Source organism: Mesorhizobium sp. 113-1-2 (assembly GCF_016756475.1).
Lineage (GTDB): Bacteria > Pseudomonadota > Alphaproteobacteria > Rhizobiales > Rhizobiaceae > Mesorhizobium > Mesorhizobium loti_C.
The window spans coordinates 7,917,726-7,938,383 of the sequence record NZ_AP023242.1 but is presented as its reverse complement, the minus strand read 5'-3'; the positions used below and the strand labels follow the sequence as shown (position 1 = coordinate 7,938,383).

General features: G+C 62.0%; 21 protein-coding genes. 13 read left to right on the top strand and 8 right to left on the bottom strand.

Annotated elements, in window-relative coordinates:
• Positions 1-827 precede the first annotated feature (827 nt).
• The 4 genes from rpsT to JN279_RS38060 form a co-directional block, all read right to left on the bottom strand.
• The gene (gene rpsT, locus JN279_RS38075; protein WP_010913342.1) at positions 828-1,094 is read right to left on the bottom strand and encodes a 30S ribosomal protein S20; all 267 of its coding nucleotides are present in this window, start codon (positions 1,092-1,094) and stop codon (positions 828-830) included.
• 181 nt (positions 1,095-1,275) lie between these two features.
• On the bottom strand, positions 1,276-2,049 hold the full coding sequence (locus JN279_RS38070) for an enoyl-CoA hydratase (RefSeq protein ID WP_096453345.1): 774 nt from the start codon (positions 2,047-2,049) through the stop codon (positions 1,276-1,278).
• Between the two features lie 117 nt (positions 2,050-2,166).
• Positions 2,167-3,057, bottom strand: coding sequence for a bifunctional DNA-formamidopyrimidine glycosylase/DNA-(apurinic or apyrimidinic site) lyase (gene mutM, locus JN279_RS38065; RefSeq protein ID WP_096458478.1), 891 nt, complete (start codon positions 3,055-3,057; stop codon positions 2,167-2,169).
• A complete protein-coding gene (locus JN279_RS38060) occupies positions 3,050-4,291 on the bottom strand; it encodes a phosphopentomutase (RefSeq protein WP_096453347.1) in 1,242 nt (413 codons plus the stop codon). Before JN279_RS38060 ends, mutM begins: the two co-directional genes overlap by 8 nt.
• Before the next feature lie 221 nt (positions 4,292-4,512).
• On the opposite strand from JN279_RS38060, the gene JN279_RS38055 reads away from it, so the two are divergent.
• Entirely contained in the window at positions 4,513-5,436 is a 924-nt protein-coding gene (locus JN279_RS38055; protein ID WP_096453349.1) for a phosphate/phosphite/phosphonate ABC transporter substrate-binding protein, read from the top strand.
• 6 nt (positions 5,437-5,442) lie between these two features.
• On the opposite strand, the gene JN279_RS38050 is transcribed toward JN279_RS38055, so the two are convergent.
• The 3 genes from JN279_RS38050 to JN279_RS38040 all read right to left on the bottom strand — a co-directional run bounded on the left by JN279_RS38050 (position 5,443) and on the right by JN279_RS38040 (position 7,253).
• Entirely contained in the window at positions 5,443-6,066 is a 624-nt protein-coding gene (locus JN279_RS38050; protein ID WP_096453351.1) for a TadE/TadG family type IV pilus assembly protein, read from the bottom strand.
• Between the two features lie 34 nt (positions 6,067-6,100).
• Positions 6,101-6,691, bottom strand: coding sequence for a TadE/TadG family type IV pilus assembly protein (locus JN279_RS38045; RefSeq protein ID WP_096453353.1), 591 nt, complete (start codon positions 6,689-6,691; stop codon positions 6,101-6,103).
• A gap of 139 nt (positions 6,692-6,830) precedes the next feature.
• Entirely contained in the window at positions 6,831-7,253 is a 423-nt protein-coding gene (locus JN279_RS38040; protein WP_096453355.1) for a pilus assembly protein N-terminal domain-containing protein, read from the bottom strand.
• Between the two features lie 357 nt (positions 7,254-7,610).
• Here JN279_RS38040 and JN279_RS38035 point away from each other — a divergent pair, with 357 nt between their 5' ends.
• From JN279_RS38035 to JN279_RS37995, 9 genes are all read left to right on the top strand, one after another.
• Entirely contained in the window at positions 7,611-7,787 is a 177-nt protein-coding gene (locus JN279_RS38035) for a Flp family type IVb pilin (RefSeq protein WP_096453357.1), read from the top strand.
• Positions 7,788-7,960: 173 nt separating this feature from the next.
• Positions 7,961-8,479 carry an A24 family peptidase gene (locus JN279_RS38030; protein ID WP_096453359.1) on the top strand — a complete coding sequence of 173 codons (519 nt, stop codon included), beginning with the start codon at positions 7,961-7,963 and terminating at the stop codon, positions 8,477-8,479.
• 215 nt (positions 8,480-8,694) lie between these two features.
• Complete coding sequence (gene cpaB / locus JN279_RS38025; RefSeq protein WP_096453361.1) at positions 8,695-9,510, top strand: Flp pilus assembly protein CpaB; 816 nt, start codon at positions 8,695-8,697, stop codon at positions 9,508-9,510.
• Complete coding sequence (locus JN279_RS38020) at positions 9,507-11,024, top strand: type II and III secretion system protein family protein (RefSeq protein WP_202351687.1); 1,518 nt, start codon at positions 9,507-9,509, stop codon at positions 11,022-11,024. Before cpaB ends, JN279_RS38020 begins: the two co-directional genes overlap by 4 nt.
• 14 nt (positions 11,025-11,038) lie before the next feature.
• Positions 11,039-11,776, top strand: coding sequence for a CpaD family pilus assembly protein (locus JN279_RS38015; RefSeq protein WP_096453365.1), 738 nt, complete (start codon positions 11,039-11,041; stop codon positions 11,774-11,776).
• 36 nt (positions 11,777-11,812) lie between these two features.
• Positions 11,813-13,102 carry an AAA family ATPase gene (locus JN279_RS38010; RefSeq protein WP_095198351.1) on the top strand — a complete coding sequence of 430 codons (1,290 nt, stop codon included), beginning with the start codon at positions 11,813-11,815 and terminating at the stop codon, positions 13,100-13,102.
• A 23-nt stretch (positions 13,103-13,125) separates the two neighbouring features.
• The gene (locus tag JN279_RS38005) at positions 13,126-14,631 is read left to right on the top strand and encodes a CpaF family protein (protein WP_096453367.1); all 1,506 of its coding nucleotides are present in this window, start codon (positions 13,126-13,128) and stop codon (positions 14,629-14,631) included.
• A 29-nt stretch (positions 14,632-14,660) separates the two neighbouring features.
• Positions 14,661-15,674: a type II secretion system F family protein gene (locus JN279_RS38000; RefSeq protein WP_096458481.1), complete on the top strand. Its 1,014-nt coding sequence runs from the start codon at positions 14,661-14,663 to the stop codon at positions 15,672-15,674.
• A 9-nt stretch (positions 15,675-15,683) separates the two neighbouring features.
• Positions 15,684-16,709 carry a type II secretion system F family protein gene (locus tag JN279_RS37995; protein ID WP_202351686.1) on the top strand — a complete coding sequence of 342 codons (1,026 nt, stop codon included), beginning with the start codon at positions 15,684-15,686 and terminating at the stop codon, positions 16,707-16,709.
• Positions 16,710-16,790: 81 nt separating this feature from the next.
• On the opposite strand, the gene JN279_RS37990 is transcribed toward JN279_RS37995, so the two are convergent.
• Complete coding sequence (locus tag JN279_RS37990; RefSeq protein ID WP_202351685.1) at positions 16,791-17,612, bottom strand: tetratricopeptide repeat protein; 822 nt, start codon at positions 17,610-17,612, stop codon at positions 16,791-16,793.
• Positions 17,613-17,743: 131 nt separating this feature from the next.
• On the opposite strand from JN279_RS37990, the gene JN279_RS37985 reads away from it, so the two are divergent.
• The 3 genes from JN279_RS37985 (at position 17,744) to JN279_RS37975 (ending at position 20,455) form a co-directional block, all read left to right on the top strand.
• Positions 17,744-19,108, top strand: a complete 1,365-nt coding sequence (locus JN279_RS37985; RefSeq protein ID WP_202351684.1) for a leucyl aminopeptidase family protein — start codon at positions 17,744-17,746, stop codon at positions 19,106-19,108.
• Between the two features lie 104 nt (positions 19,109-19,212).
• A complete protein-coding gene (locus tag JN279_RS37980) occupies positions 19,213-19,563 on the top strand; it encodes a MarR family winged helix-turn-helix transcriptional regulator (protein ID WP_096453375.1) in 351 nt (116 codons plus the stop codon).
• 31 nt (positions 19,564-19,594) lie between these two features.
• Entirely contained in the window at positions 19,595-20,455 is an 861-nt protein-coding gene (locus JN279_RS37975; protein ID WP_096458483.1) for a C40 family peptidase, read from the top strand.
• The last annotated feature ends 203 nt before the right edge of the window (positions 20,456-20,658 follow it).

The window sequence follows — 20,658 nt, the reverse complement described above, 5'->3', positions numbered from 1 at the left end:
TTTTCCGCTGGGGATGCGCCTCCTGCATCCTTTTTCCAGCGACTGTGTCTTCGCTACGATGCCCGTTGCCGCCGCCGGCAATGAACGTCGCCCACTATTCGGAGGGAACCGGTGCCGGCCCATGGAAGCCAGTCCGCGTTGGGTATGTCAGGGCAATACAACACCGTCCGGCGAAAGAGCGCCGGCGCGCCGTCTACCTGCCATGTCTCGTTACGCCAGTCCCCTACCGTATCGAAAAAGAGCAAACCAAAGCCGTCCGCGGACTTGATCCGCGTCGCAAATCCCGCCAATTTAAGCTGGCTGCGTCAGGCTGGGTTAGGGCCAGAGGCCCGTCCCTTTCGATAGATCGACATTACCGAAATCGCTGTGGATAGGGCAAGGCCACGTCTAACGGATTTTTAAGGAATCTGGTTACCTCCGGCGCCTTCTGGCGCCATGCCGCAACGGTACATTTTGACAAAGCCATTGTGATTCAAACTCTTTTCCGGCGAATATGAAAAAGCCGGGCCGGTTCGAAATATTCTGAAATAATTCGCTTGACAGGCAGTTGTCCTCCCGTCCCTCCGGGGCGCTGTGGACAGGCTGTGGATGACCATGGGTAACTATCTGAAAAATATTGCTTATTTCTGATAGTTGGGAATTTCTGAGGCGACACTTTTTAAGCGTATCAGCCATCAGCAGCCATGCATGTGCCGGCAAAGCATTTCGAAGTCTGGAATCCGCTTTGGGCGCCGTTTCCGAGCATTCTTTTTAAGTACTTGCCGGCAAACGAAAAAACCCGGCACGATCGGCCGGGTTTTAAGGAAGCTTAGTCTGTAAAGGCGATATCAGGCCGACAGCACCTTGAGGCGCGCGGCCAGACGCGACACCTTGCGGGACGCGGTGTTCTTGTGGATCACGCCCTTGGTCGCGGCGCGCATCAATTCCGGCTCGGCGGCCTTGAATGCGGCCTGAGCGGCAGCCTTGTCACCGGAGGCGAGTGCCTCCTCGACCTGGCGGACATAGGTGCGCACGCGCGAGCGGCGGTTCTTGTTGATCGCTGCGCGGCGGGCGATCTTGCGCGTTGCCTTTTTGGCCGAGGATGTGTTGGCCATGATGCCTCTCTTCTGATCTGGTCGGCGCACGCGGCATGCCGCAGGGCGCAAAAAACAAACGGGCAGCCACAGGGCCGCCTCGGTTGGTGCGGCTTATAGTTCAGCTTTTCCGGCGCGTCAACGCTGCCTGGCGTTCTTTTTGGCCGATGCCACAGGGTTTCGATCGCGGGCCGGCAACACTCTACCGATTGGTGAAATTCGGTTTCCGCTTTTCGGCAAAGGCCGCCATGCCTTCCTTCTGGTCTTCGAGCGCGAAAAGCGAGTGGAACAGACGGCGCTCGAACCGCAATCCCTCGGCCAACGTCGTCTCATAGGAACGGTTGACGGCTTCCTTCGCCATCATCACCGACGGCAGCGAGAAATCGGCGATCTTGGCCGCCGCCTTGACCGCCTCCTCGACAAGGTCGGCGGCGGGCACGACCCGCGACACCAGGCCTGAGCGCTCGGCTTCCGCGGCATCCATCATCCGTCCGGTCAGGCACATATCCATCGCCTTCGATTTGCCGACGAACCGGGTCAGGCGTTGCGACCCGCCCATGCCGGGAATGACGCCGAGCGTGATTTCGGGCTGGCCGAATTTGGCCGTGTCGGCGGCAATGATGAAGTCGCACATCATGGCCAGCTCGCATCCGCCGCCGAGCGCATAGCCAGCCACCGCCGCAATGATCGGCTTTCGCGTGCGCGTGAACTCTTCCCAACCCGCGAAGAGGTCTTGGCTATAGGCGTCCACATAGGAGATTGCCTGCATCTCCTTGATGTCGGCGCCAGCGGCGAAGGCCTTGTCGGAACCGGTAAGAACCATGGCGCCGATGCCAGGATCGGCGCCGAAACCGTTCACGGCTGCGACGAGTTCAGCAAGGATCTGGGAATTCAGAGCATTAAGCGCCTTTGGCCGGTTCAGCGTGATCAGCCCGACCTTGCCGCGCGTCTCGGTGATGATCGTTTCATAGGCCATGGCTGCTTCTCCTCACTCGGCCCGGTCTATCTCATTGCTTGACGCAATTCCCTAGGGAAAGCGCTATGCGCTTTTCCCGGGGAAAACCGTTCACACTTTTCCTGGAATTGCTCTAACTCAGCTCTGACACGTCCGGCAATAGAAGGTCGAGCGTCCGCTCTGCACGACACGCTCGATATGGCCGCGGCAGCCGGGCTTCGGGCAGGGCTCGCCCTCGCGGTCGTAGACGGCAAAGGAATGCTGGAAGTAGCCCAGCGATCCGTCGGTATGCACGTAATCGCGCAGCGACGACCCGCCGGCGGCGATGGCATCTGATATGACCGAGCGGATCGCCTCGGCCAGGCGTTCGCTTTGCTCCCTGGCCTTCTTGCCCGGCTTGGCGATGGTGCCCGCCGCGCGCAAGGGCGACAGGCCGGCGCGCCAAAGCGCTTCCGACACGTAAATATTGCCAAGCCCCGCGATCAGCTTCTGGTCAAGAAGTGCTGCCTTCAGCGGTGATCCGCGGCCCTTCAGCAGCGAGGCGAGCAGCGCGCCGTCCAGCGCGTTGCCCGTAGGCTCGACGCCCAGTCCGGCCAGCATCGGATGCGTCTCCGGCGATCCTTCCGCAAACAGCATGAAACCGAAGCGGCGCGGGTCGTTGAAGATCACGCGGGACCGGGCGCCGTCGGCGGCGGCGACATCGAACACGACATGGTCGTGGGTCGTGCTTTTCGAGCGTTCGTGGTGGAACACGCCCGGTGTCTCGTTATCGTCTTCGGTCTCGATGCGAAACGAGCCCGACATGCCGAGATGGCAGATCAGCACCGGGCCGTCCTGCACATGCATGGTCAGATATTTGGCCCGGCGGCCGAGCGCCGTGATCGTCTTGCCGGTCAGCCGTTCCGCAAACCGTTCGGGAAAGGGAAAGCGCAAATCCGGCCGCCGCGCCTCGACCTTGGTCAGGCGGGCACCTTCCAGGACCGGCTGCAACCCACGCCGCACCGTTTCGACTTCGGGCAACTCAGGCATGGCCACCAATCATCGCATGGAAAGAGGTGCCGTGGCGGCCGGGCGCCAGGCCGAGGTGTTCGGCGACGGTCTCGCCAATATCGGCGAATGTCGTTCTCAGTCCGATGTCGCCACCTGTCAAACCCGGTCCCATGCCGATCACCGGGATACGTTCACGCGTATGATCGGTCCCTCGCCAGGTCGGATCATTGCCGTGGTCGGCCGTCAGGATGAGAAGGTCGCCCTGCCGCAGTTTTGCGAATGCTTCCGGCAGCCGCCGGTCGAAGGCCTCGAGCGCGGCGGCATAGCCGGCGACATCGCGGCGATGGCCGAATTCGGTGTCGAAATCGACAAAATTGGCAAAGACGAGATCGCCGTCGCCGGCATCATCCATCGCACCGAGCGCCTTGTCGAACATGGCCATGTTGCCGGCCGCCTTGCGCACTTCCGAAACCCCGCGATGGGCGAAGATGTCGCCGATCTTGCCGACGGCGATGACGCGGCTTCCCCGCGCCGTCAGCCGGTCGAGCAAGGTCGGCTCCGGCGGCGGCACGGCGTAGTCATGGCGGTTGTAGGTCCGCTGGAAGGTGCCGGCGGTCTCGCCGACGAACGGCCGTGCGATCACGCGCCCGATCCTCAGCGGATCGACCAGCCGGCGCACCACCTGACAGAATTCATAAAGCCGTTCCAACCCGAAATGGACTTCATGCGCGGCGATCTGCAGGACCGAGTCGACGGAGGTGTAACAGATCGGCTTGCCGGTGCGGATGTGTTCCTCGCCGAAGCGTTCGATGATCTCGGTGCCGGACGCATGGCAGTTGCCGAGAATACCTGAAACCTCGCCCTCGCGGATCATCGCCGCGGTCAGATCTGCCGGAAAGGCGGGAACCGTATCCGGGAAATAACCCCAGTCGAAGCGAACCGGCAGGCCTGCGATCTCCCAGTGACCGGAAGGGGTGTCCTTGCCGCTCGAAACTTCCTGCGCCGCGCCATGGAAGGCATTGGCGGCCAGATCCGTCCCGAAATGGGCAAAAGCCAATCCTGTCGCCGTCTCGGCTGCCTTGCCGAGCCCGAGAGATGCCATGTGCGGGACAAACAGCGGCCCCTGACGAAGCCGCTCGCGATCCGCGCGCCCTTCGGCGCAAGCTTCGGCGATGTGCGCAAGCGTGTTGGCGCCGGCGTCACCATAGCGTTCGGCGTCGGCCGCGCCGCCGACGCCGAAGGAATCCAGGACAAAGAGGAAAGCACGCGCCATCGGGTCATTGTTGCCAGTTTGGACGCCCAGACATAGGGTTCCACGGCGGTATTGGCAATTCGGAAACCAAACGGCAACGGCTGGCGTGGATAGTCCAGTGCATGTCGCCCAAAAGTGCGCAGCGGTTTTGGGGTGACGACGACAGACGTAATCCAAGATTAAAAGTATTACGGCGCACCAGGCATGGGCATGGATCGAGAAAACCCAAGGACGGTCTTTTTATGAACGCTGCGCTGAAGGCATGTGCTGCCGTGGTGGCCGTGCATGGCGCCCTCTGGTGTGGTCCGGCGCGGGCCGACTGGCGCGATGATATCGGCACATTTCGCATTGGCATCGTCGCCGAGCCTGGCGCCGGCAACACCGTTCCGGGGCTGGCGCTGTTGACGCAATCCTTTACCAATGCGCTTGGCATGAAGGTGGAGTTCGTCGTTGCGCGCGACTATGCGGCACTGATCGAGGCGCAGGCCAACGCCCGGATCGAGTACGCCATCTATTCGGCAACGGCCTACGCCACGGCGCTGCAGCGTTGCGGATGCATCGAGCCGCTTGTGGCACCGGTTGATTCCGATGGCGCGGCCGGCATCCGCTCCGTGCTGCTGACCAGGGACGGCAAGCTGTCTGGCCTGGGCGCGATTGAGACGCAGCGGATCGCCATGCCGCCGCCGGACAGCGTCGGGGGCTCGCTTCTGCCGCTGGCGGAACTGGCCGCCGAACACGTCAAGATCACCGAAGATTCACCGTTTCTGGTTCATGCCGATTCAGCGTCGGCGGCGGAAAAAATGCTCTTCGATGGTCAGGTCGACGCCTTATTCGGTTGGGTGACGGCGACGGCCGACGGCCAGCCTCTATTGTCTGATGGCACGCAGGCAAGGCTCGAATTGGCCGGCCTTTCGCCGTCGACGTTCCAGGTCATTTGGACGTCCGGCTTGCTGAGATACGGTCCCCATGCCGTGCGCAGTGATCTCGACCCGGAAGCCAAGCGCCGGCTGACCGTGTTCCTCACCAACCTCAAATCGACGACGCCGGATGTCTACGATCTCCTGGAATCGAAACACTCTGGCGGCTTTTTGACCGTGTCCCCAAAGGATTATTCGGCGGCGGAAGCCATCGTGCGCCTGGTGTCGGCCGACGGTGGGCAGCAGTAAAAGTCTTCAGCAATCGCCGCAGGGGATCGTCAGGCTTCTGCGCGGTCGCAGATAGTAGGTCTCGCCCATCGGGATCGTGGTGGTGAGGGATTGGGTCAGTCCAAGCTTTTGCTGGGTACCCGTCGTCCAGCCGATAATCGGCGCATAGCTAAGGTTGCTGTCAACGCGGATGAGGAAGGTACCGGCGACCTTGAGCGTTGTCGGCACCGTGGTGGTCGTGCCTGCGGTGGCCCCGACACTGTAGGTACCATTGACGACCTTGCGTGACCACACCACCAGGACCTTGGGCGGCGTATCGGTGGTGACCTGTATCGCCGTGATCGTGATGTTCGGCGTCGAACGGTTGTAGGGCTGAATGGTCGAGGTGCCGATTTTCATGATGGCGTCGAGATCCGCCTTGACGATGGTCGGCTGCTGCGTGACGAGATCCGCGACCATGCTGCCGATGCGGCTGACCTTCTTGCTGGTCTCGATGGCCTGCGACGCCTCCATGGTCATGAAGTACATGATCAGCAGTATAGGCACGATCAGAGCGAACTCGACCGCCGCCACTCCACGGCGATTGGAGCAGAATCCGACCGCCTTGCTCCAGAGTCCGGCAATTCCCGGATGTGCCCCCGCACGCATCATGTCATTGCCTTTTTTCTTGTTGGTGCTTGCGAACTCAATTGTCGAACGGCTCGTTCTGCCAGGTCACCGACGCAAAATGCAGTGTCCTGCCACCGCTCAGATTGGCCATCGACCTGGCCATCAGATCCGTCACGACAGGCCATTTGTAGAAGACCCGCAGCATGTTCTTCGATTCCGCCAGGCCAGGCGTGTTAGCGAATGTCTGTGAGTTCGTGCCTTGCATCAGCACGACATCGCCGTTCTGGATCTTGAACGTCGCAGTCGCCGCGTCTGCGAAAGTCGGATACTCGCGAAGGTCGACGAGCAGCTGTTGCGGGCAATCCGTCGAGACGATGATCTGAAGTCTGCCGCAGATCAGGGTCGTCAATTTGCTCCCGGCGACATCGGCCGGCCTCAACTGGCCCGTGCGCAACTGGCGCGCGACATCGTCGGTGATGTTGGCCATCACTTCCTGGCCGGCAAAAGAGATGCAGCTTTCGAGGATGCCAAAGACAAGAAGCGCGAACGGCAATGCAAGAATTGCGAATTCGATGGCCGTGCTGCCACGGCGGTTGCGAACGAAGCGCTTCAAAAACCTGGCGCGCTCCACCTTGTGCTGACCTGTCGAGCCGAATTCGTTGCTCATGCCCTGTTCCTGCCACCCCTGGACGGTTCCGGCAGATGTATTAGCGCAAACCAATTGAGGTCCGGTTTGGATGATCGTTAAAGTCGGCGCGGGCGTCTTAACCGGCCAGTAACCTGGACGGCAATTGGGGCCGCGCAGCCTATTTGCTCACGCTCATCTCGGCTTCGGAGGATTTTTCAGCCTCGCTCTTGTAGGAGCTTTCGCAATAGGGCGTGCACGACATGGTCTGGACCTCCGCACGCCGGTAAATGCGAACCGACGAGGCCGCCTGCCGCACGACGGTAACCTGCGCGTCGACGATCGGACTGCCCTCCTGGTCGAGAACGACGAGATTGGTGACGCCGAAACCCTTGCCGGTAAGCACGATCGTCGAGGCGTCCTGGACGGAGGCATCGGCGATGGCCGGGTTGCCGACAACGATCGTGTCGGCGGGGCGCGACAGTTTCACGATCTTGGCCTGATTCATGGTGACTTGGATATCGGCACCGGCCCTGGCCGGCGTGATCAAGCTCGTGGCGGCAAGAAGCACGGCAATCGCGATTGAGGATCTCTGCACGGCCATCGAGGCGCTCCACGCAAGCAAACTGTTCAACGGAACATGAACGAGATTGGTGAACCAACGGTTAAGTCGGCTTGCCGGCGCCGGATGTAGCGACCGGCATGGCTGTTCGCATGGCCGGATCCGCGCCGGGTCGCAAGCTTCCTTAAGCCCTTGCCTTTTGCGGCGTTGGCTCGGGAAACGGTTGTTTAGCCAGCGCTTAGCATGGAGTTAACCACGCACTCCGTTCGAGCCGGGAAAGGAATCGGTAAGGCTGTTTATTAAGCCGATCGAAAGAGCTTCTCCCTAGATTGGCAGCATCCGATCAACCATTACAGAAGTTGACGGAAGTGCTGTAACACGTGGAGTAGGAGCTCTCGAATGTCTAACCTTTTTGCACGTTTCGTGAAGGACGAATCCGGCGCGACCGCTATCGAATATGGTCTGATCGCCGCCCTCATCGCGCTCGCCATCATCACCGGCGCCGGCGCCCTTGGCAATGCGATCAACGCCAAGTTCACCGCGATCGGCAACACCCTGAACACCAGCGGCAGCTAATCTGCTTATTGCTGGATATTCAGATTGCGTTCTGGAAAAGGGCCGCCACGTTTGCGGCCCTTTTTCTATGTCGTAGCCAACACAGGCGTCTTTTCGTTTACAGGTCTCATCAATCGTTAATCGAACATGCATAGATTGAGGCCGGTGGAATTCGCACAATAGGCACAGCGCCGATGCTTGAAGCCCTGATATTCGTCGTCTTTCCGTTCTGCATGCTGTTTGCCGCGATCTCCGACATGCTGTCGATGACGATTGCCAACCGCGTGTCGGTGCTGCTTGTCGTCGTCTTCGCGCTGGTTGCGCCACTGACGGGTATGGAATGGGCAGCCTACGGATGGCATTTCGCCGCCGGCGCCCTGGTCCTTGCAGTGACGTTCGGCCTGTTCGCCATGGGTGGCATGGGCGGAGGCGACGCCAAGTTGCTTGCCGCCACGGCCGTGTGGATGGGGTTGAACATCCATCTCGTCGAATACCTCGTTGTCTCGACGATCATCGGTGGTCTGCTGACGCTCGCCATCCTGTTTTACCGGAAGTCGCCGCTGGCGATTATTACCGGCCGCAATCCATTCCTGCGTCATTTCGCGGATGACACGACCGGCGTTCCCTATGGGATCGCGCTCGGCGTGGGTGGATTGCTGACCTATCCGGATTCGCCTCTGATGGTGTGGGCGCTGGCAAGGCTTGCGAGCTGAACACGATCTGATTTCCGTTATCCTTGCCCGCGTTGCCCGACCCCTTTGAAAGAGCCGTGGCCGGGCTCTTTGCGTCCGTCACGGCGCGATCCAGCTAATTTATGTAAACCTTAAATTAATCACGATCGTAAGCATTGCATTAACCTTGTTTTGACGATTGCCGCTGCAAAGTCCGGCTTGGCTACGTGGTTTGCCAAGGGCGAGGGTTCGGACAGATGCCAGCATCCCGACTGATTATTCTGAGCGTGGCGGTGGCCGCGGCGGGTGGCGCTGGCTATGTCGCAAAAAATATGGTCGCCGCGCCGCCGCCGCAGATCGTCGTCGATTCCGGCACCCAGGCTCCCGCCGTCCCCCTGCAGGACGTTCTTGTGCTCTCGGGCGATGTCGCGATGGGCAACGCGCTTCAGAACAACATCTCCTGGCAATCCTGGCCGGCCGACGGCGTCAACGCGAATTTCATCACCAAGGCCACTGCTCCCGACGCCCTGGAGAAATTGAAGGGGTCGATCGCCCGTGTGCCGATGTATGCGGGTGAGCCTGTGCGGCGTTCCAAGCTGATCGGCGAGGGGCAGAGCTTCATGTCGTCCATCCTGCCTTCCGGGATGCGCGCGGTCGCCACAACCATATCGGCCGACACTTCGGCCGGCGGCTTCATCCTTCCAAACGATTTCGTCGACGTCATCATGACCCGCAGGGCGGATGCCAGTGGCGGCGGCACCGGTTTCAACACCGAAACCATCCTCAAGAACATCCGCGTCCTGGCAATCGACCAGACCATTCAGGAGGACGAGGAGGGTAAGAAGACCAGGGTCGGCCAGACCGCCACGCTGGAACTCACGCCCAAACAGGCTGAGATCATCACCGTCGCCCAGCAGATGGCCGATCGCCTGACCCTGGCGCTGCGGGCGATCACGGACACCCAGGAAAAGAATGTGGATGAGGCCGACTATCTCGTTTCCGGCAATGGCCGCAAGGGAACGGTGAGACTGATCAAGTCGGGTGAAGTTTCCGAAGTAGGGGCAAGGAAATGAGGCTAAGCGGTAAACTGCCGGCAATCATAGCCGCGGCATTCGGCCTGCTGCTCGTCGGAACGAATGTGCAGGGCGTTGTCGAGGCGAAAAGCACAAAGGTGACGGCCACGACCGCCAACCAACGCGTCAAGCTTGGCCTCAACAAATCGGTGGTCATAGACCTGCCGAGCGATGCCTACGACATTCTTGTCGCCAATCCGACCGTTGCCGATGCGGTGACCCGCACCGCAAGGCGTATCTACCTGTTCGGCAAAGCAGTCGGCGAAACCAACATCTTCGTCTTCGGCCCGAACGGCGAACAGATCGCCAGCCTGGATCTGGCCGTCGAACGCGACGTTGCCGGCCTGGAGGACTACATCAAGCGCTTCCTTCCGACCTCGGACATCAAGGTGGAACTGCTGAACGACAACGTCATCTTGACCGGAACGGTCGACACGCCGCTGGACGCGAAGCGGGCAGTGGACCTGGCGACGATATTCGTCTCGGGCGGTGAAGCGACGACGGGTCAGTATTCGCAGACCGCGGCAGGCGGCTCGGCCCAGAGTGGCGTCGACATCAACAACCCCGACCAGGAACGCCGTACCAGCAAGATCGTCAACCTGCTGCAGATCATCGGCGACGACCAGGTCACGCTGAAGGTTACCGTCGCCGAGGTCAGCCGCTCTGTGATGAAACAGCTCGGCGTCAACATGGTCGGCAACGGCGGCAGCAACGGCATCAGCTATGGCGCGCTCAGCGACAATTTCACCGGATTGGGCAAGCAGCTGTCGAATTCGGGCTTCAACATCGGCAACTCGGCACTGATGGCCTATATCAACGCCATGGAGCAGTCCGGGGTCATGAAGACGCTGGCTGAGCCGACCTTGACCGCCGTATCCGGCGAGAAGGCGACCTTCAAGGTCGGTGGCGAATACAACATGGTGTCCGGCGTTTCCCAGAACGTATCCACCGACAACCAGACCGGCTTGAAAACCTATACCATCGACAAGATCGAGTATGGCATCGGCCTGGAATTCCAGCCGGTGGTGCTGTCCCCCGGCCGCATCAGCCTGAAGGTCAGAACCTCGGTTTCCGAACCGACGACCGAAGGATCCGTGTCGCTTTCCTCTGGCGTAACGAGCCCCGGCACGAATATCCTGTCGCTGCGCAAGCGTCTTGCCGATACGACGGTCGAATTGCCCTCGGGCGGTTCCATGATGATCGCCGGCCTGGTTCGCGACGATGTCAGGCAGGCCGTCAACGGCCTGCCCGGACTGACGAAGATTCCCGTGCTTGGAGCACTCTTCCGCAGCAGGGACTTCGTGCGCAACGAAAGTGAGCTCGTCATCATCATCACGCCCTATCTGACGAAGCCGGTGGCACGCAACGATCTCGCCAAGCCGGACGACAATTTCAATCCTGCGAGCGACGGCGCCGGCATGTTCCTAGGCAAGGTCAATCGCGTCTACGGCACCATGCAGACCAACAAGCCCAACGGCCGGTACCACGGCGTTGTCGGCTACATCTACAAGTGAATGGGAAAGCGGACATGTCTCAGTCAGCGTTGAAGACAAGGACCATCGCCTCGACGATGTGCACCGGCCGTTCGCGGGCCGGCCTGCGGGCGCTGCCGCTCCTGGCGGTGGCGGTGACGGCCTTGCTGGCCGGCTGCGCCCAGCGCGACAGCATCACCGTTGGCGCCATTCCGGACGACTATCGCACCAACCATCCGATCGTCATCGCCGAGAAGAACCAGAAGATCGACCTGCCTGTCGGCGCCGGCGACCGTGGCATGACCGGCTCGCAGCGCGACACGCTGCTCGGTTTCCTCGACGGTTATGACAAGAGTGCCGCGCCGACATTGACCATCCAGATTCCGAGCGGATCGGCCAATGAGGTCGCGGCGTCGGCGGCCGGCCGTGATTTCGCCAGGCTCGCGGTCGCCAGCGGCATCAAGCGCAACCGCATCGTCGTGGTCTCCTATCAGGCTGGATCTAGCGAGACATCCGCGCCGGTTCGCGTCTCTTTTATCGCCGTGAGAGCCCAGACCGACAAATGCGGCCGCTGGCCCGACGATCTCGCTGAGACCTCGGAAAACAAGCACTATGCCGACTTCGGCTGCTCCTATCAGAACAATCTCGCCGCCCAGGTTGCGAATCCGTCCGACCTGCTCGGGCCGCGCAAGCAGACCACCATCGACGCGGAAAATCGCGGCGCGGTGATCGATATCTACCGCAGCAGGGGTATTTCGGATGAATTCCTCGGCAATTCGGAAGTGACGTACTGAGCCGAGCCTCGAGGAAAGAGAAGCCACGGAAAGAGCATGACCATGAGCAACCTTGCCTATGACGCCACCGTGGACGGCGGTGATACATCACCGCAGGACATCGCCGCGATGCAGGCGTTGCGCCCGGTTCCGCGCATCTCGATCCAGGCATTCTGCGAGACCGAGGGCGTTGCCAATCCAGTCGAGCGCGCCGGCGAGGACCGCCGCATGACCAAGGCGCATCTCAAGGTTCATATGGGCGGCGTTCCCACCGCAATCGAGTTCTATCAGTCGGCGCCGACGCCGAACCTGATCCTGCTGGAGTCGCGCAGCGAACCCAAGCAATTGCTGGAGCAGCTCGCCCAACTCTCGGAATACTGCGACCCATCCTCGAAAGTGGTGGTGATCGGCCACTACAATGACGTCGGTCTCTATCGCGAGCTCATCCGCTCCGGCATCTCGGAATATGTCATCGCGCCGGTGTCGATGGCCGACATCGTCAGTGTCGTGTCGTCGATTTTCGTCGATCCGGAGGCAGAACCGCTCGGCCGTTCGGTCGCCTTTATCGGCGCCAAGGGTGGCGTCGGCTCTTCCACCATCGCCCACAATGTCGCCTGGGCAATGTCCTCCCTGTTCAAGTCCGAGGTCGTTGTTGCCGACCTCGACCTCGCCTTCGGCACGGCCAACATCAATTTCGACCAGGACCCGGCACAGGGCATCGCTGAAGCGGTGTTTTCGCCTGAACGCGTCGACGAGGTCTATCTCGACCGGCTGCTGACCCAGTGCGCCGAGCACCTGTCGTTGCTCGCGGCGCCCTCGACGCTGGAGCGGGTCTACGACTTCGATCCCGAAGCCTTCGCGCAACTTGTCGATACCGCGCAGCGCAGCGTGCCGCTTCTGGTGCTGGACGTTCCCCATGTCTGGACGGGCTGGGCCAAGAACACGCTGGTCAAGGCCGACGAGATCGTCATCACGGCGACGCCGGAATTGGCCAATCTGCGCAATACCAAGAACCTGGTCGACATGTTCAAGCGGCTTCGCCCCAACGACCCGCCGCCGAAGCTGATCATCAACCAGGCCGGCGTCCCCAAGCGGCCGGAAATTTCGCCGTCCGATTTCGCCGAGCCGCTCGGCCTGACGCCGATGTCGGTCATTGGCTTTGATCCGTTGCTGTTCGGCAATGCCGCCAACAACGGGCGTATGCTCGGCGAGATGGATGCCAAGAACCCGGTTGTGGCCATGATCAATGAGATTGCTCATGTGCTGACCGGGCGAAGCGAAATCCGGACGAAAAAGAAGGCTGGCCTGGGCAGCCTGCTCGGCAAGCTCTCGCGCAACAAGAAGTGACGTTTTGGAACCGGTAGTCGATCATGTTCGGTAAAAGAGGCAACGACGACGGCAACCGGTTCACGCCGGAATTCCGCCAGCCAGCACCGGCGCCGGCCGCCCCGCCGCCCGCGGGTTCGGCGGATACGGCGGTTCTTGCCCGGCCCACGGCACCGCCGCCGCCAAGCGCACCTGTCGCGCCGCCGGCCCGCCGCGCGGTCGAGGCGCCGCCCATTGCGCCGGAGGCGAGGCGGGGCCGCGAAAAGAGCGAGACCTACTATGACACCAAGAGCCAGGTTTTCTCGGCGCTCATCGACACGATAGACCTGTCGCAGCTCGCCAAGCTCGACCCCGAAACCGCGCGCGAGGAAATCCGCGACATCGTCAACGACATCATCGCGATCAAGAATTTCGCGATGTCCATCGCCGAGCAGGAGGAACTGCTCGAGGATATCTGCAACGACGTGCTTGGCTACGGACCGCTCGAGCCATTGCTCGCCCGCGACGACATCGCCGACATCATGGTCAACGGCTCCAAGAACGTTTACATCGAAGTCAACGGCAAGGTCGAGCAGACCGGCATCCGCTTTCGTGACAACCAGCAGCTGCTCAACATCTGCCAGCGTATCGTCAGCCAGGTCGGCCGCCGTGTCGATGAATCCAGCCCGATCTGCGACGCCCGCCTTCCCGACGGCTCCCGCGTCAACGTCATCGCACCGCCGCTCGCCATCGACGGCACTGCGCTCACCATCCGCAAATTCAAGAAGGACAAGCTGACGCTCGATCAGCTGGTCAAGTTCGGCGCCATCTCGCCCCAGGGCGCCGAAGTGCTCAAGATCATCGGCCGTGTCCGCTGCAACATCGTCATTTCGGGCGGCACCGGCTCGGGCAAGACGACGCTGCTCAACTGCCTGACCAACTACATCGACCGCGATGAGCGCGTCATCACCTGTGAGGACTCGGCCGAACTGCAACTGCAGCAGCCGCATGTCGTGCGCCTGGAAACCCGCCCGCCCAACCTCGAAGGCGAAGGCGAAGTGACGATGCGCGACCTGGTCAAGAACTGCCTGCGCATGCGGCCCGAGCGCATCATCGTCGGCGAAGTGCGCGGACCCGAAGTGTTCGATCTTCTGCAGGCGATGAACACTGGCCATGACGGCTCGATGGGAACGATCCACTCGAACAGCCCGCGCGAATGCCTGAACCGTATCGAATCCATGATCGCCATGGGTGGTTATTCGCTTCCGCAGAAAACCGTGCGCGAAATCGTCGTCGGCTCCATCGACGTGATCATCCAGGCGGCGCGTCTGCGCGACGGATCGCGCCGCATCACCCACATCACCGAGGTTATCGGGATGGAAGGCGATGTCATCATCACCCAGGACATCGTCCTCTACAACATCAAGGGCGAGGACGCCAACGGCAGGCTGCTGGGCGAGCACGTCTCGACCGGCATCGGCCGCCCGCATTTCTGGGACCGGGCTCGCTACTACGGCGAGGAACAGCGCCTCGCCACCGCGCTCGAGGCGATGGAGAAACGTGCTGACTGAGGTATCCGCGGGCGTGAAGGTTGTGGTCGATGTTTGGAATTGACGGCACCGTATTGGCGTTTGTCGTGCTCGCCGGTTTCAGCGCCGGCGCGGTCGCCTATGCATTCTTGGCCAACCAGATCAGCAATGAGAAACAGGCCGGCAAGCGGCTTGAAACGATCAAGGCCGCCGAGACGGACCGTTCCATCGTCAAGGCCACGCGCGATCGCGCGGCTGACGCGGCCAAGCGCCGTAAATCGGTGCAGGATTCGCTGAAGGAACTCGACGAGAAGCAGAAAACCAAGGACAGCGCCATCAAGAAGCCGCCACTGAAGGCTCAGCTTCGCCAGGCCGGCATGAAGGTTTCGGTCGAACGTTTCTACATCTACTCAGCCATATGCGGCCTCGCGCTGGTGGTGGTCGCCTTCATGGCCGGCGCGCCGATGCTTGTTTTGCCCGGTGTGCTGTTGGCCGGCGCACTCGGCCTGCCGCGCTGGTTCGTCTCTTTTCGCCGCGCGCGCCGGGTCAAGGCATTCCTCAACGAATTTCCAAACGCCCTCGACATTATCGTGCGCGCGGTCAAGTCCGGCCTGCCGCTGAACGACGCCATACGCCTGATTGCCAACGAATCCCCCGAGCCGGTGAAGGCCGAGTTCCGACGCATCGTCGATTCGCAGCAGATGGGCCTGTCGATCCCCGATGCGACCTTGCGCATGCCTGAAACCATGCCATGCACCGAGGCAAGTTTCTTCGGCATCGTCATCCAGATCCAGTCGCAGGCCGGCGGCAATCTGTCCGAGGCGCTGGGCAATCTTTCGCGCGTGCTTCGTGATCGCAAGAAGATGAAAGCCAAGGTGCAGGCGCTGTCGATGGAGGCGAAGGCGTCCGCCGCCATCATCGGCGCTCTGCCCTTCATCGTCGCCTTTCTGGTCTACCTTTCGAGCCCGCTCTACCTGATGCCGCTGTTCAACACCAGTGTCGGCAATCTGATCCTCGGTGTTTCCGCCATCTGGATGTCGATTGGCATCTTCGTGATGCGCAAGATGATGAACTTTGAAGTCTAGGGCTGCGGCATGAGCGAACAAGTCATCAAGTCACTGACGGATCCCAGCCTCCTGATCGCACTGCTGGTCGGCATCGCCGTGTTCGCGACCGTCTTTACGCTGCTGCCGGCGCTTGGCGGCAACCAGCTCAAGGCGCGCATGAAGTCGGTCGCGCTGGAGCGCGATGAGCTTCGCGCCAAACAGCGCGCGCGGCTTGCGAACGAGGCCGATCGCCGCCGCAAGGGCCTGCGCGAGCAACAGTCGGAAGGCATGCGCAACATCGTCGACCGGCTCGACCTGCGGCGCGCGCTGGCCGACGAGAACACTTTGCAGAAGCTCAAGGTCGCCGGCTTTCGGGGACAGAACCCGCTGACGCGTTTTCTCTTCTTCCGCCTCGTCCTGCCCTTTGTCGGCTTCGCACTGGCTCTGGTCTACATGTTCATGTTCGGAGGATTGCCGGACAAACCATTGGTCGTCCGGCTGTTCGTCTGCGTCCTCGTTGCCTATGGCGGCTTCTACACACCGGTCCTCTATGTCAACAACCGCGCCACCAAGCGCAAGCAGTCGATCCAGATGGCTTGGCCGGATGCGCTCGACCTGATGCTGATCTGCGTGGAATCGGGCATGTCGGTGGAGGCGGCGCTGCGCAAGGTCGCCGACGAGATCGGCGCGCAGTCGGTGGCTCTGGCGGAAGAATTCATCCTGACCAATGCCGAGCTTTCCTATCTGCAGGAGCGCAAGCAGGCCTACGAGAATCTTGCAAGCCGTACCGGCCTGGAATCGGTCAAATCGGTGTCGCAGGCGCTCGTCCAGGCCGAACGCTACGGCACGCCGGTGGCGCACGCGCTGCGCGTGCTTGCCGCCGAAAGCCGCGACATGCGCATGAACGCCGCCGAGAAGAAGGCCGCCGCTCTGCCGCCCAAGCTCACCGTGCCGATGATCCTGTTCTTCCTGCCGGTGCTTTTCGCCATCATCCTCGGCCCCGCCGGCATCCAGGTCAGCCAGCGCGGCATCTTCGGCGATCATTCCGGGGCGGCAGCGTCAGCCACCCAGTAAAGGCACGGCAATCCTTGCGCAAATACGAAAGCCGCGCTGCATGCAGCGCGGCTTTCAACGTCTGTTGACGAAATCGCTGCGTCAGTTGGTTGCCGGTTTCGACTTGTCCTGATCCTTGAGCTGGCTCCAGGCATTCTGCTGGGCCAGCATCTGCCTGAGATAGGCGACATTGGCCTGTGCCTGCTCGGGCGAGAGCTCCTGCGAGGCGATCTTCTCGGCCTCGTCGAAACGGCCCTGCAGGCCGACGACCAGCGCCAGGTTCTGGCGCACGCGGCTGTCGGCGTTGGGCTGCTGCGCGGCCGAACGCATATAGGTTTCGGCGGTGCGCAGATCTCCTTCCAGCACATAGGACATGCCGAGATTGGAGAGCACCGAGGGCTCGTTCGGCTTGAGTTCGAGGGCCTTGCGGTAGAGCTGGCGCGCGTCGTTCTTCTGGCCGATCTGATCAAGGATGGCGGCTTCCGCCGACACCAGCTTCCAGTCGGGATATTCCGGCGTCTGGGCGCGGCGCACGGCGTCGAGCGCGGCCTCGAACTGGCCGTTGGCGGCCAGAGCCTTGCCGTAGGCGGCGAGCACGTCGCGGTCCTTGGCGTAGGTGATCGCCAGCTTGCGCATCACGGCAAGCGACTGGTCGGCATCGCCGTCCATCTGCAAAGCGGCCGCGAAGTTGGTTGCTATACGCTTGTCGTTGGGGTTCTTGGCGTAGGACTGGCCAAGGGCGGCGGTGGCATTGTGCACTTCTCCCGCCGACATCGTCTCCAGCGGCTTGCCGCCGCTGCGGCCGATCGAGCCCGTTGTCATCCTGCTGGTCCCGCATCCGGCGACGCCTGCCGCGAGCGCCAGCATGAGGGCCGTGGTGACGATCCGTTTTCCCCTGGCGTTCACTGTGCGGTTGGTCGGCATGACACCCTAGGCCTCCATTCATACGCGCGGCCATTGCGTGGCCATCTTCCCTCCCGCAGAAATATTCTGTTAACCCTAACGGAGAGTTAAGAAACGCCGACTCGGGGCTCGGGTCGGCAGGAGAACATCGAATGCCTGTCGAACTCGTCGAGACGAAATTGCAAGGCGCGCTGCCGGTGCATCTGGTGGCCCGTGACGGACTGGAGGCCGCCGGCCTTGCGCCATCGACCATTGCATGGGCCAAGGCCAACGGATTTTCCGGCGAGGCAGGCAGGACACTGGCCGTGCCTGGCGAAAGCGGCGCGCTCGCCGGCGCGCTGTTTGGTATCGGCGACGGCGAGGGCGCGCTCGCACTCGGCGCACTGTCGAAAGCCCTGCCACAAGGCGATTGGCAATTCGCCTCCATTCCTGCCGAGCCGGAACTCGCGGCAATCGCACTGGCGCTCGGCGGCTATGTCTTTACCCGTTATGGCAAGAAGCCGGGCAAGGCGCTGCGTTTCGACGTGCCGGCCGGCGTCGACGCGGCGCGCGTTCGCCGCATCGCCGATGGCGTCTTCCTGGCCCGTGACCTGGTCAACACACCGACCAGCGACATGGGGCCGGACGATCTGGAGAAGGCGGTGCGCACCCTGGCCGCGGCGCATAAGGCCGAAGTCTCCGTCATCAAGGGCGACGATCTGCTGACGCGGAATTTCCCGATGATCCATGCCGTCGGCCGGGCATCTGTCGGCGCGCCGCGGCTGATCGATATGATCTGGGGGCAAGAGGACGCGCCGAAGGTGACGCTGGTCGGCAAGGGCGTCTGTTTCGACACCGGCGGTCTCGACATCAAGCCGTCATCAGGCATGCTCTTGATGAAGAAGGACATGGGCGGCGCGGCCAATGTGCTTGGCCTGGCCTCGATGATCATGGCCGCCGGGCTGAACGTGCGGCTGCGCGTGCTAATCCCCGCGGTCGAGAATTCGATCGCCGGCAACGCTTTTCGGCCCGGTGACGTGCTGACAAGCCGCAAGGGCATCACTATCGAGATCGGCAACACCGACGCCGAAGGCAGGCTCGTGCTCGGCGATGCGCTGGCGCTGGCCGACGACGAGGAGCCGCAGCTGCTGGTCGACATGGCGACGCTGACCGGAGCCGCCCGTGTCGCGCTTGGCCCAGATCTGCCTCCCTTCTACACTGGTGACGAGGCGCTGGCCTCGGAGCTGGCGGCGGCATCGCTGGCGATCGAGGATCCGCTGTGGCGCATGCCGCTGTGGCGGCCTTACGATGCGAAACTGGCGTCAAAGATCGCTGACATCAACAATGTCACCACGGACGGGTTCGCCGGTTCGATCACAGCGGCGCTGTTCCTCAAGCGTTTTGTCGAGAAGACGGCGAGCTGGGCGCATTTCGACATCTTCGCCTGGAACCCCGCCGATCGTCCGCACGGCCCCGCTGGCGGCGAGGCGCAAGGCATTCGGGCTCTGGAGTGGATCATTTCCAGGCGTTTCGGCTAACCATGATCCCGAAAAGTGGTAGCCGGTTTTCGGATAAGATCATGGTTCAACAAGAAATTCGAAACTGAAACGGAACCGAAACAATTTGCCGTCATGCTGGCGTGATGTCGATTGCGATGCGCCCGAGCCAGGCTTTGCGACTGTGGCAGCAAGTGATGCTGTCGCAGGTGCGCGACGACGCCCCCGACCTGACCATGCGCCAGACGGCCATCCTGTTCACCATCTATCTCGATCCGCCGCCGCACACGGTGCGCGGGCTCGCCGCCCGCCTCAACGTCACCAAGCCGGTCATCACCCGCGCGCTCGACACGATGGGCGCGCTGAAGCTGGTGTCGCGCCATCGCGACGAACTCGACAAGCGCAATGTGCTGATCAAGCGCACGGTCGAGGGCGCGCTCTTTGTCGAGCGCTTCGGCGATGGTATCATTGCCAAGGCGCACGAACTGCCGATTTGACCGTTTTGCCCATACAACAGGGTTGCCGATTTTGACTGCTCACGATGCACGCCTGCACGCCTTCCGTTCCGACCTCGCCGACGCGAGGCTGAAGGGCGAGGTTACTGCCGAGCGTTTCGTCGCCGGCCGGCCATCACGGATTTCGGTCCCGGTGGCCGACATCCGCAAGGCGCCCAAGCCGGATGCCGGTATCAACACGCAGGCCCTGTTCGGCGACGATGTGCTGGTTTTTGAGGACGCCGAAGGCTGGGCCTGGATCCAGGCTGAACGCGACGGCTATGTCGGCTATGTCGCCGCAGCGCAGTTGAGCGGACGCGACCATGCGCCCACCCATATCGTCTCGGTGCCCCGCACCTTCCTCTATCCCGGTCCGGACCTGCGCTTTCCGATCGCGGGACGGCTGTCGATGGGGTCGACGCTGACGGTGACGGGTGCCGCCGAGACGCGTGGCACGCACTATGCCGTCCTGCCCTCCGGCGAGGCTGTTATCACTGGCCACCTCAGGCCAATCGGCGAAATTGCCGCTGACTATGTCGCGGTTGCCGAGACGTTTCTTGGCACACCTTATCTCTGGGGTGGCGCGTCTGGCTTCGGCATCGATTGCTCGGGTCTGGTGCAACTGGCGATGCGCATGGCCGGCAGGGACGTGCTGCGCGATTCCGACATGCAGGCGGCCAGCATCGGCGAACCGCTGGAGCCGGGCCCGGACTATGCCGGATTGCGCCGGGGCGACCTTGTGTTCTGGAAAGGCCATGTCGCTGTCATGACCGACGCCGAGACCATGATCCACGCCAACGGCCACACCATGCTGGTCTCGCGCGAAGGGCTGAAGGATGCCATCGCCCGGATAGGCTATCTCTATGGCGGCCCGACCGGCTTTCGGAGGCCGTGACGCGTTTTCCCTTCCCCCCTTGTGGGGGAAGGTGGATTGCCGCAAAGCGGCAAGACGGATGAGGGGTGTTCCAGCGGAGTGAGACGTTGGTATTCCTTGGAACACCCCTCATCCGTCTCGGCGCTACGCGCCGACCCACCTTCTCCCGCAAGGGAGAAGGAAGAGGCGCCTCGATCCCCTTTTGTTCCGATTTTCCTTGGCGA